Genomic DNA, 10,439 nt, shown 5'->3' on the forward strand with positions numbered 1-10,439 from the left:
GGCGCCGTGGGCACGGCCGACGGACGTCCCCGCGCAGGGGAGCCGGGGGACCGGCTCCTGCCGAAGCCTCATGAGCCGACCGGCCTGCCCGCCGCCGCGGCACTGCGCATCGCGTGCGGCCGGGAGGGACTCGCCCGGGCCCGCGCCTTCACCCGGGACACGCTGTGCGGATGGTCGCTCGGCCACCGCAGCGACGACGCCGTCCTGGTGGTCACCGAACTCGCCTCCAACGCCGTGACGCACGCGGTCCCGCGGACCGCGGCGGACGGAACCGGGATCGGGCTGCTGATCGCCCTGCACCCCGGACGCCTCACGCTGAGCGTCTCCGACCCCGCCGACGCCCCTCCCGTGTACGCGCCGCCGGACGCTTCCGCCCTGGAGGAGCACGGCCGCGGCCTGCGCATCGTCGACGCCCTGTCCGAGGAGTGGGGGTGGGCCCCCAGACGTCCCGCCGGCAAGACCGTCTGGGCCAGGTTGTCCACCCGTCCCCCCACCTGACACGACCGCCGTGGAAAGGCCCCACGCCATGCGCACCGCTCCGACCCCGCAGCCGAGCACCGAGCGCACCGACCGCGGGACGCCGCCGACCGGGACGGCGAAGGCCGCGCCCCTCGCCGGGCTGAGCCGGGTCCCGTGGAGCGAGATCCGGGACTCCACCGGCTCCGCGGCGGCTGTTCCGCTGCTTCTGGACCGGATCGCCCGGGGAGATCCCGACACCGCCCTCTCGGCCCTCGACGACCTGCGCAGACGCATCTGCCAGTACGGCTTCGTCGTGGAGCAGGCGACCGCCGCGACGGTTCCCTTCCTCTGGGAACTCGCCCAGCTGCCCCACGTGAGCTGCCGCGCGCAGATCATCCGGCTCCTCAGGAACATCGCCGAAGCCCGCCAGTGGGAGAACACCGCCGCCGTCTATCCCAAGCTGCTCAACCGCCGCGAGAACCCCGTGGTGTGGGAACGGGCGGCACGGCGGGCCGTCCACGCCCGGCGCGGCGCCCTGCGGCAGCTGCTCGCGGACCAGGACGCCGGCATCGCCCGGGCCAGCGCGGAACTGGCCCGCTCGCTGGGGGAGTGACTCCCGCCCCTCTCGGGGGAGGGGGCGGGTCCTCCGCGCACGAGACGGTGTGGTGCACTCTCCGTCGACCGGGGTAGGAAAGCGCTTGCCCCTGATTCGGCAACCGGGGAGGACCACCGCCGATGGCGTCGTCGCTGGAAAGACCGCTCGACCACCGCTACCGGGGCGAGCACCCGATACGCACGCTCGCCTACCTGTTCCGCGCCGACCGCCACCGCCTGGCCGCGGCCGTCGTCGTCTTCACCGTCAAGCACAGCCCCGTCTGGCTGCTGCCCCTGATCACCGCGTCCATCATCGACACCGTCGTCCAGCACCAGCCGATCGGCCGGCTGTGGACCAGCGCCGGGATCATCCTGTTCATCCTGCTGGTCAACTACCCGCTGCACGTGCTGTACGTCCGCCTGCTGTACGGCAGCGTCCGCCGCATGGGCACCGCCCTGCGCTCCGCGCTGTGCACCCGCATGCAGCAGCTCTCCATCGGCTACCACTCACGGGTCAGCGCCGGCGTGCTCCAGGCCAAGGTGGTGCGCGACGTGGAGACCGTCGAGCAGATGGTGCAGCAGACGGCGGAGAACGGGCTCGGCGCGCTCACCGTGCTCACCGGCGGTCTCGTCATCATCGCCGTGCGCACCCCGGAGTTCCTGCCGGTCTTCCTCGTCGTCGTGCCCGCCGCGGCCCTCCTCGTGGCCCGCCTCCGGGCCCGGCTGCGCACCCACAACGAGCACTTCCGCCACGAGGTCGAGGCCCTGTCCTCCCGGGTGACGGAGATGACCCGTCTGATTCCGGTCACCCGTGCCCACGGCCTGGAGGGAAAGGCGCTGCGCCGCATGGACGGCACGCTGCGCCGGCTGCTGACCTCCGGGATGCGGCTCGACCTGGTCAACGGGCGGTTCGCCTCGCTGGCCTGGGTGGTGCTCAACGTGGTCGGCGTGCTGGTCCTCACCGGCGCGGCCCTCGTCTCCTACTACGACGTCTGGGGCGTCACCCCCGGTGACGTCGTGATGCTCAGCGCCTTCCTCACCACCCTCACCAACTCCACGACAACGCTGGCGGGACTCGCCCCGGTCGTCACCAAGGGCTTCGAATCCGTCCGCTCGGTCGGCGAGGTCCTCCAGGCCCCGGAACTGGAGGACAACGAGGGCAAGGCCGAACTGGCCGCGCTGCGCGGGGAGATCACCTTCGAGCACGTGGGCTACGCGTACGAGGACGGCGGACGCCCCGCCGTGCGCGACTTCACCCTCGCCGTCCGGCCCGGCGAGACCATCGCCCTGGTGGGCGCCTCCGGCGCGGGCAAGTCCACCGTGCTCAATCTCGTCATCGGGTTCATCCGCCCCACCTCGGGCCGGCTGCTGCTCGACGGGACCGACATGAACACCCTGGACCTGCGCACCTACCGGCGGTTCGTGTCCGTGGTGCCGCAGGAGTCCGTCCTCTTCGACGGCACGGTCCGGGAGAACGTCGCCTACGGCATGGACGACGCCGACGAGGAGGCGGTCCGGGCGGCGCTGCGCGACGCCAACGCGCTGGAGTTCGTCGACCGGCTGCCGCAGGGCCTCGACACCCTGGTCGGCGAGCACGGCGCACGGCTGTCCGGCGGCCAGCGGCAGCGCCTGGCCATCGCCCGCGCCCTGATCCGGGACCCCAAGGTCCTCGTCCTGGACGAGGCGACCTCGGCGCTGGACACGCGGTCGGAGGCGCTGGTCCAGCAGGCGCTCGCCCGGCTGCTGCGCGGGCGCACCACGTTCGTCGTGGCCCACCGGCTGTCCACCGTGCGGGGCGCGGACCGGATCGTGGTGATGGGGGACGGCCGGATCCAGGAGATCGGCACGCACGAGGAACTCCTGCGCCGGGGCGGGGCCTACACGGCACTGCACAGCGGCCAGGTCGCCTGACCTTGCCCGGCGGCGGGGCCGACCGCGGGCCGCCGCCTCGCGTACGGCGGCGACGGGCGGCGCGGGCACGGCCGGCGTCGCGGCCGGTGCGGCGGAGGCCGCAGTGGCGAGGGCGGCGGGGCGGTGGACGGAGCGGCGGGGCGGTGGGACGGCGGGCGGAGCGGCCCGTCGGCGGGTCGCTCGGCCAAGGGGGCGGGGTCTTCCGCTCGGGCCGGCCGCGGGGTCCGGGAGGGGAGACGCTCCCGCTCTGCCGGGCCGCGGAGTCCGGGAGCGGAGGCGTCTCCGTTCCGCCGGGCCGCGGGGTTTGGAGAAGCGAGTCGTTCTACGCCCTTTTCGGTAGATCCTCCACCTCAAAAGGTCGGTAATCGGTCAGTGAGCGAACGTTTTTGGCCAGCTTCGAACAGGCGGGGGCGGAGAGCGAATGTTTCGGCCCGGTCCGGGCATACGCAGCGAAAATCGAGAGAGGGGCGCTTCGTGCTCGTACCGGACCCGAAGGTCATCAGGGAGTTGCTGACGCGGTACGCGTCGCTGCGGATCGCTCAGGCGGAGCAGGCGACACCGACGGCGGCGCGCGAGCTGGAGGACGTCAGCTACACGCTGTGCGTGACGATGGGGACGTCCAGCATCCACGACGCGATCGCCAAGGCGGACGCCTTGCTGCTCACCAAGGGGCGGACGACCGCCGCCACGGCGGAGCCGGAGGACGAGAGCGGCCTGCCGCTGGCCGTCTGACGCCGCCGGAACAGGGCCTGTCTCGCGGTTCAGCCCGGTTCCGGGGCTGAACCGCGAGACAGGCCCTGCGCACGCTCCGCGCGGGCGGCCCGCTTCCCGTGGAACGCCGTGCGGTAGGCGTACGGGGTGGTGCCGACCACCTTGCGGAAGCGTTCCCGGAAGGCGTGGGCGAACCGAAGCCGGCCTGCTGCGCGATCCTCTCGACCGGGTGATCGCTGTTCTCCAGCAGGTACTGGGCCCGCCGTACGCGCGCCCGGAGCAGCCACCGCAGCGGCGTGGTGCCCGTCTGCTCGCGGAACCGGCGGCTCAGGGTGCGCTCGCTCGTCCCGGCGCGGGCCGCCATCGCGCCCAGCGTGATCTCGTGGGCCAGGTTGTCCTCGATCCACTCCACGAGCGGCTCGAGGGCCGAGCCCCGCGGCACGGGCGGCAGCTCGTGCACGATGAACTGCGCCTGCCCGCCCTCCCGTTCCAGCGGCATGACGCACATGCGGGCGGCGTGCGCGGCGACGGCCGACCCCAGGTCCCGCCGGATCATGTGCAGACACAGATCGAGGCCCGCGGCGGCACCCGCGGAGGTGAGGATCTGCCCGTTGTCGACGTACAGCACGTCCGGCTGCACCTCGACGCGCGGATAGCGGCGGGCCAGTTCCCCGGCGGCGTACCAGTGCGTGGTGGCGCGCAGCCCGTCCAGCAGCCCGGCCTCGGCCAGCACGAAGGCGCCCACGCACACGGACGCGATGCGGGTGCCCGCCCCGGCCGCCTGCCGCAGGGCGGCCAGGACGCGCTCCGACGGCGGACCGGTCTCCTCGGAGCGGCCCGGCACGATGATCGTGTCGGCGTCCCGCAGCGCGTCGAGCCCGCGGTCGATCCGGGGTGCCAGTAAGAACGCTGTCACCAGCCGCAAACGAGGGGCGTCACGTGCGGCGACATGCTGCGGGGTCGCGCTCGGCGACGTGTCGGGCGACTGCGTCGACACCGGGACAGGCGTACCGCTCCAGGGATCGGACGGAGGCGTGGCGGGAGCGGGCCGGCAGCATGGGGGTGGAGGTGCCGCCCTCCGCTTCGTGTGTCAGGGCGCTGTGGCGTAGCCGGTGCAGCGTGAAGCCGTCCAGGTCCTCGATGTCCTCGGGTGAGGCGAGAGGGTTGGCCAGAAGACGGGTGTTCTCCTCGAAAATTTCTTCGGCCCGGCGGTAGGAGAGGCGGGCCCGGCCGGTCTCGGGGCACACGTCGAGCGTGGGCGTTCCGGCCGGGGCCTTGCGGTCGGTGAGGAACAGCGGGCCGCAGGTGCGGCGGGCGATGAGGCGGGGCAGGAGCTGGGCGGTGCCGGACTGCTGGTAAATTCACTCGGTGGCCCCGCCCTTGGCGGTGATCCTGCCGCGCTTGTCCTGCCGATACAGGTCTTCTACGTTCAGGCACAGCACCTCATCTGCCCGTGCGGCACTTTCGTAGAGGAGCTTCCAGAACGTCTTCTCCCTGAGCCCGACGTCCAGGCGCCACAGGGCGGCGATCTGGTTCTCGGCCAGGGCCTTGGTGCGGTCCGGTGGCGCCGGCCGCCGCTCGATGCCGATCGTCGGATCTCCGTCGACCCAGCCCTGGCGCTGCCACCAGCCGATCGCCTTGCGTGCGATGGACAGCTCCCGGTTGACGGTGTCGGCGTCCATTGCGTCCGCCCGCGCCGCCGCCAGTTCGGCCAGGACCTCCGGCAGCGTCGGGTCGTCGATCGCGGCGACGGGGAAGATGGGCGGCTTCGCGCCCCGGCGGGCGGGTCCGGTCGGCGCGGGTTCGCTGGCGAGCATCCACCCCCATGTCATGAGCGAGATCCGGTAGATCCGTGCGGAGGACTTCGCGATGCCCGCGCCGGTGAGGTACCGCTCGACCGCCGCGGTGTACGACGAGGGCGGGGCGGATAGGGGCACCACTCGGGCGCGCGGCAGCCGAAGCGCGCCCCTACTCCCGAGGTCGGTCGCTGGTTCGATCGTCATGCCCGCCTCGCCCTTCCAGCGCTACCGCAGCAAATGCGTACACCTCGCCCCGGCGGCCGGAACGCCCCGCCGCAGGTCGCGGTGATCACCGTAGAGGCCCTGCCGCAGTAAATCCGGCATTTACTGCGGCGGTCGAATCCTCAAGTTCATCCCATGGCCCCTTTGGGGCTCTCACCTGAGTCATACCCCTTCAAGGCAACTCGGTTGATTATCGCTCCAACTGAAACTGCTATGGTTGCAGTTAACCGGTGACGGCAAGGAGTAGGAGATGGCGGGGCTCAGCAGTAGGAGCGCGGTCGCGATTCACGCGCTGGCGATGCTGGCGCACCGGCGTGGGGGCTCGTTGACTTCCACGGAGATCGCGGACAGCCTTGAAAGCAATCCAGTCCTCGTGCGGCGTATCCTCGGTCGCTTGCGAGACGCTCACCTGGTGTGGTCCGCCGAGGGTCGGGGGGCGGCTGGTCCCTTGCTCGCGCCCCGCGAGACATCACGCTCTATGACGCGTACGCCGCCGTCGAGGAAGGGCAGATCTTCTCGCGGTACACCCATCCGCCCAGCGGGGCGTGCGAGGTCGGACGCAACATCGGCGACCTGCTTGACGTCGAGTTCCGGAGCGCGGAACGAGCCCTGGAGGAACAGCTCGGCAGGACGACGATCGCCGGTCTGCTGCATCAGATACTGGCCTCCGGCAACGAACCGAGGAATCACTGATCAGGCGCTGACGCATACCTGCCCTGCGTCATGATGCATGACTTAACTGCAACTTGTTTAGTTACAGTTTTTCCGGTCCGGGCCCTCCGGGGCCCTCCTGGCTCCCGATGCCAGCAGCCGCATGATCCGTCCGCGTGCACTGCGGCCCGAACACCTGCTCAGAACGCACCAGGAGTGAGAGCGATGCCCCAGGAATCCGAAGCAATTGCGAGCACGGGGGCTCCTGGCCCCGCGACCTACGACCTCGTGATCAGTCGCGCACATGTCTTCGACGGCCGCCAGGCGCTCGCCGGTCTGTACGACGTCGCCATCAATGGCGGAGAGATCGCTTCCGTCTCGGCTCAGCCGCTCAGGGGCAGGCAGGAGGTGGATGCGGCCGAAGGATGGGTCATGCCGGGCCTGATCGACACTCATATCCACTTCTACGACGTGCGCGCGGTCTCCGATCCGGATTCGATGCGGGCCTTCGAGGAGAACGAACTTCCCGGAAGGCTCGAACTGTTCCTCGACCACGGGATCACCACCATCAAGTCGGTGGGCGATCCGACGGACGGAATTCTGGACACGAGGGCGAAAATCGCCGCGGGCACGCTACGGGGCCCGCGACTGCTGGCGACCGGTTGCGGTATCACCGGACGCGACGGGCATCCCGCCGCCACTGTCTTCAGCGGCAACCCCTGGGCGCGCGAGCGCTTCACGGGAGAGGTCGACAGCGTGCAGCAGATCCGCGCCCTGGTGCACCACCTCGCTGACCGCAAGGTGGACGCGGTCAAACTCCTGTCGGAAGGCGCGTGTGCGCACGCCGGCGGGCCGAAGTACCTCTGGCAGAATCCTGCCTTTCCTGGTGGTGTCGAGTTGGAACGGCTTCCCCTCGATCTCCTTCGGGCGGGCATCGAGACCGGGCACGAGCGGGGCCTTCGGGTTACCGTCCACACCACCCAGCAAGCCGCGGCACGCGAGGCGATCGAGGCTGGGGCGGACGGCCTGGAGCACGGTGTCACCGTCGAGCCCCTCACCGACCACTCGCTCATCGACCTGATGCTCGAACACGGCATCACCTACACGCCCACGCTCTGGATCGACGATGCCCACCCGGACGCCCGTGGCAATCTCAAGAAGGTCGCGGAGGCCGGCGTGCACGTCGCGCTGGGCAGCGACACCTTCAGCGGTCGGGGCCTATTCGGAGCCAACAGCCTGGACGAGGCCGAACTCATGGTGGCGGCCGGGATGACGCCCACCCAGGTGCTGGCCGCAGGCACCAGCGGCGCGTCGCGGCAGTGTGTCCGCCCCGACCTCGGCACGGTGGCCCCCGGCAAGCGCGCCGACCTGCTCGTGCTGAACGCTGATCCCACTGCGGACATCAGCAACCTTCGCGACCTCAGCATAGTGATCCTGAACGGCGGGCTTGTCGTCGACAAGCGCTAGGCGCACGCGGGGCGGGACATCCTCCCGCCGCTTCACCCCCCGGGGGAGGAAACCACCCATGAAAACCTGGTTCATCACCGGCATCAGCAGCGGCTTCGGCCGCCTGATGACGGAAAAGCTGCTCGCTACCGGCGATCGCGTCGCTGGCACACTTCGGGACCTCTCAGCCGCCGACGACCTCAAGGCCCAATACGGCGACCGGCTGTGGCTCGCCGCTCTCGACCTGACACACACCGGCGAGATCCGGCCGACGGCCGACGCCGCCTGGGCCGCGATGGGCCACATCGACGTGGTCGTCAGCAACGCCGGCTACGGGCTGCTGGGCGCCGCCGAGGAGGTAACCGACGAACAGGTCCACCACCAGATCGACACCAATTTGATCGGATCAATCCAGCTCGTTCACTCGGTCCTTCCCCACATGCGCGAGCGGAGTCACGGCCGCATCCTCCAGGTCTCCAACCTCGGAGGCCAGGTGACGATTCCCGGCAGCTCGCTCTATACGTGACGAAGTGGGGTATCGAAGGGTACATGGAGACGGTTGCGCAGGAGGTGGCCGTGTCCGGGATCGGCTGCACGATCGTCGAACCCGGCAGTGCGCGCACCGGCTTCCATAACAGGAGCGCGAGGGTCGGGCCCCGTATCCCTGCCTATGACGCCTCACCCTCCCGCAGGATCAATGACATTCTCGACGACACCTCGCTCCACTCGCCGGGCGACCCAGGCAAGATGGTCGACGCAATGATCGCCAGCGTCGTTGAGGAACCCGCCCCGCTACGCCTCACTCCGGGCAGCGACAGCTACAAGCACATCACCCGCACGCTGAGCACTCGTCTGGCCCAGCTCCGGGCACAACGCGACCTGGCCTGCTCGACCGACTGCGCAGACCGGGGAAACGGCCCGCGCTTCTTCCAATCGGACGAAAGCTGACTCGCGTGCAGGGCTGAGAATGCTCACGCCCTGCGTCTCGGTCGCATGAGCAAGGCGCTGATCGACAAGAAAGCGGTGGCAGCAACGCAGAACGCGTTCGAATTCGGCCGCGACGCCGCCGCCTCACCGCGCTCGCCGCCGCGACCACTTCATCCAGCAGACAGCCGACGAGCTGATGATCCCCGTCGCCCAGATCGAGTTCGTCAGGTTCGATCTCAAGCACGCCGAGACCGAGCCGACCACCTGACCCGACAGCGCACCACGAATAAGCGGCGTCCGAAGCCATAAGAGGTGGCTTCGGACGCCGCTTCGAATGTACAGGCGCAGGTTCACACCGCGTTCTCCGCGACGGATCGCTCGGCCTGGTCGGCCTGGGCCCGGGGGCCCGGTACGGAGGCCGCGGCGAGGTGGAGGCGGGCGTCCATGTCGAGGTTCACCTCACCGTAGGGCCGGACGTGGGACCAGAACAGCGGGGTCAGGCCGCGCCGGTCGGCGGGTGTGAGGAGATCCGCCCACTCCGGTTCGCCGAGGATGTCCTGGAGCATCAGGGTGTTCACGTACACCAGGGCCGGTTGCAGAATCCGCACGCACAGCACGAACACCTCCTGCTCGTCGCGCCGGTTGGAAGCGATCTCCCCACCCTTGCCGTAGGCGATCACGGAGTTCGCGCCGTTGGAGGACTCCATCACGTTCAGGACCTCCTCATCACGTTCAGGCCCTCCTCGATGGCCTCGATCACGGGCCGATGGGTGTGGTTGGACGAGCGGAACTCCAGTACGTCCAGGAGCTTGATCAGCCCGCGCCGGTAGTGGTTGGTGTACGACGCCTTCAACGTCGTCTGCACCGTCCGACGGTAGACCGGTCCCCGGGTCTTGAACGCGTGCACCAGCTCCCGCAGCGTCTGCTCACCGCCGGACACCGCCGGGTGGACGACCTCGCGGACCGTGCCTTCCGGCTCGCCGATCGACGCCTCGGCAAGCTTGAAGAGGATGTTCTCCTTGCCCGACACCTTCTTGAAGGCGTTGACCAGCTGCTCAGTGACCTTTTTCTCCGCCCGCACGCCGATTCGGTGCACCGTGGAGATCAGCAGCTCCACCAGAGTGTCGGTGATCTCCCGCTCGCGCTCGTGCAGCAGCGCGGCCAGCACGGTCACCCGCAACGGCAGCGGGTGCGTGCGTAAATGGGAAGGCGACTCCACCGCGGCCCGCGCCCGCCATCCGGCCACCACCTTCGGCGCGACGTCCGCGAACAGATCCGCAGGCAGCCCGACCGCCCGGACCGCCGGCAGCTTGTCGATCTCGCTGAGCATCGTCTCCAGGCTGACGTTGCCGGGCGCTTCCTTGATCTTCCCCAGGACCGGCACACCGTCTTCGCCCCCAGCTGCACCGGCGTCACCGGGCACCGCGTCGTCCGCCTGGTCGGCGCCAGCGACCAGGGCCATGATCCGCTCCGTGTTCTCTACCGTGAGCCTTGCCGAGATCCGCGCCGTCAACGTCTCCTCGGCGGCCCGCAACGCCGCCTTTACGATTCGGTTGCACCGCCCAGGGGTGGGTGGCTCGATGGACTCCGTACGGCAACGGGTCAGCAGCTCCACCCGCACCTGCTCCGGCCGCCGCTCCTTGCAGGCAACGTGCTCGGCTAGCTGTACTGACCCGTGAGGTTGGGGACGCGGCTGGCGGGTGGTTGCCCTTTCAGGGC

The 10,439-nt window shown here is 70.1% G+C and carries 10 protein-coding genes and 3 pseudogenes; 8 read left to right on the forward strand and 5 right to left on the reverse strand.

All coding sequences use genetic code 11. The features are described 5' to 3' along the window. The first annotated feature begins 6 nt into the window (after positions 1 to 6). The 4 genes from ABD363_RS18170 (at position 7) to ABD363_RS18185 (ending at position 3,696) form a co-directional block, all read left to right on the forward strand. Positions 7 to 498 carry an ATP-binding protein gene (locus ABD363_RS18170; RefSeq protein ID WP_425577997.1) on the forward strand — a complete coding sequence of 164 codons (492 nt, stop codon included), beginning with the start codon at positions 7 to 9 and terminating at the stop codon, positions 496 to 498. 28 nt (positions 499 to 526) lie between these two features. Then, positions 527 to 1,072 carry a hypothetical protein gene (locus ABD363_RS18175; RefSeq protein ID WP_344604748.1) on the forward strand — a complete coding sequence of 182 codons (546 nt, stop codon included), beginning with the start codon at positions 527 to 529 and terminating at the stop codon, positions 1,070 to 1,072. A gap of 122 nt (positions 1,073 to 1,194) precedes the next feature. Beyond that, on the forward strand, positions 1,195 to 2,964 hold the full coding sequence (locus tag ABD363_RS18180) for an ABC transporter ATP-binding protein (protein ID WP_344604750.1): 1,770 nt from the start codon (positions 1,195 to 1,197) through the stop codon (positions 2,962 to 2,964). A gap of 474 nt (positions 2,965 to 3,438) precedes the next feature. Continuing rightward, positions 3,439 to 3,696, forward strand: a complete 258-nt coding sequence (locus tag ABD363_RS18185; RefSeq protein WP_344604752.1) for a DUF5133 domain-containing protein — start codon at positions 3,439 to 3,441, stop codon at positions 3,694 to 3,696. Between the two features lie 29 nt (positions 3,697 to 3,725). Here the strand turns inward: ABD363_RS18185 and ABD363_RS18190 are convergent. The 3 genes and pseudogenes from ABD363_RS18190 to ABD363_RS18200 all read right to left on the reverse strand — a co-directional run bounded on the left by ABD363_RS18190 (position 3,726) and on the right by ABD363_RS18200 (position 5,678). Next, positions 3,726 to 4,672, reverse strand: a pseudogene (locus ABD363_RS18190) (GlxA family transcriptional regulator). After that, a complete protein-coding gene (locus tag ABD363_RS18195) occupies positions 4,611 to 4,922 on the reverse strand; it encodes a site-specific integrase (protein WP_344604754.1) in 312 nt (103 codons plus the stop codon). Before ABD363_RS18195 ends, ABD363_RS18190 begins: the two are co-directional and overlap by 62 nt. A 114-nt stretch (positions 4,923 to 5,036) precedes the next feature. After that, positions 5,037 to 5,678 (reverse strand): hypothetical protein, encoded by a 642-nt coding sequence (locus tag ABD363_RS18200; protein WP_344604756.1) that lies wholly within the window; start codon positions 5,676 to 5,678, stop codon positions 5,037 to 5,039. Positions 5,679 to 5,946: 268 nt separating this feature from the next. Here ABD363_RS18200 and ABD363_RS18205 point away from each other — a divergent pair. The 4 genes and pseudogenes from ABD363_RS18205 to ABD363_RS18220 all read left to right on the forward strand — a co-directional run bounded on the left by ABD363_RS18205 (position 5,947) and on the right by ABD363_RS18220 (position 8,741). Next, positions 5,947 to 6,389: pseudogene (locus tag ABD363_RS18205) on the forward strand (Rrf2 family transcriptional regulator). 183 nt (positions 6,390 to 6,572) lie between these two features. After that, on the forward strand, positions 6,573 to 7,814 hold the full coding sequence (locus ABD363_RS18210) for an amidohydrolase family protein (protein ID WP_344604758.1): 1,242 nt from the start codon (positions 6,573 to 6,575) through the stop codon (positions 7,812 to 7,814). 58 nt (positions 7,815 to 7,872) lie between these two features. Continuing rightward, on the forward strand, positions 7,873 to 8,319 hold the full coding sequence (locus ABD363_RS18215; RefSeq protein WP_344604760.1) for an SDR family NAD(P)-dependent oxidoreductase: 447 nt from the start codon (positions 7,873 to 7,875) through the stop codon (positions 8,317 to 8,319). A gap of 23 nt (positions 8,320 to 8,342) precedes the next feature. Continuing rightward, positions 8,343 to 8,741, forward strand: a complete 399-nt coding sequence (locus tag ABD363_RS18220) for a Rossmann-fold NAD(P)-binding domain-containing protein (protein ID WP_344604762.1) — start codon at positions 8,343 to 8,345, stop codon at positions 8,739 to 8,741. 329 nt (positions 8,742 to 9,070) lie between these two features. Here ABD363_RS18220 and ABD363_RS18225 read toward each other — a convergent pair whose 3' ends face one another. Both ABD363_RS18225 and ABD363_RS18230 read right to left on the reverse strand, forming a co-directional pair. Next, on the reverse strand, positions 9,071 to 9,427 hold the full coding sequence (locus ABD363_RS18225; RefSeq protein WP_344604764.1) for a Tn3 family transposase: 357 nt from the start codon (positions 9,425 to 9,427) through the stop codon (positions 9,071 to 9,073). Positions 9,428 to 9,432: 5 nt separating this feature from the next. Next, positions 9,433 to 10,439, reverse strand: a pseudogene (locus ABD363_RS18230) (hypothetical protein); the annotation flags it as partial.

The sequence above is a fragment of the Streptomyces glaucus genome (genome assembly GCF_039533365.1).
GTDB classification, from domain to species: Bacteria; Actinomycetota; Actinomycetes; order Streptomycetales; family Streptomycetaceae; genus Streptomyces; species Streptomyces glaucus.

Excerpts from the sequence above, each read along its gene's own strand:
- ABD363_RS18220 (WP_344604762.1), top strand. The coding sequence starts at position 8,343 with ATGGAGACGGTTGCGCAGGAGGTGGCCGTGTCCGGGATCGGCTGCACG.
- ABD363_RS18225 (WP_344604764.1), bottom strand. The coding sequence starts at position 9,427 with ATGGAGTCCTCCAACGGCGCGAACTCCGTGATCGCCTACGGCAAGGGT.
- ABD363_RS18215 (WP_344604760.1), top strand. The coding sequence starts at position 7,873 with ATGAAAACCTGGTTCATCACCGGCATCAGCAGCGGCTTCGGCCGCCTG.
- ABD363_RS18210 (WP_344604758.1), top strand. The coding sequence starts at position 6,573 with ATGCCCCAGGAATCCGAAGCAATTGCGAGCACGGGGGCTCCTGGCCCC.
- ABD363_RS18175 (WP_344604748.1), top strand. The coding sequence starts at position 527 with ATGCGCACCGCTCCGACCCCGCAGCCGAGCACCGAGCGCACCGACCGC.
- ABD363_RS18180 (WP_344604750.1), top strand. The coding sequence starts at position 1,195 with ATGGCGTCGTCGCTGGAAAGACCGCTCGACCACCGCTACCGGGGCGAG.
- ABD363_RS18200 (WP_344604756.1), bottom strand. The coding sequence starts at position 5,678 with ATGACGATCGAACCAGCGACCGACCTCGGGAGTAGGGGCGCGCTTCGG.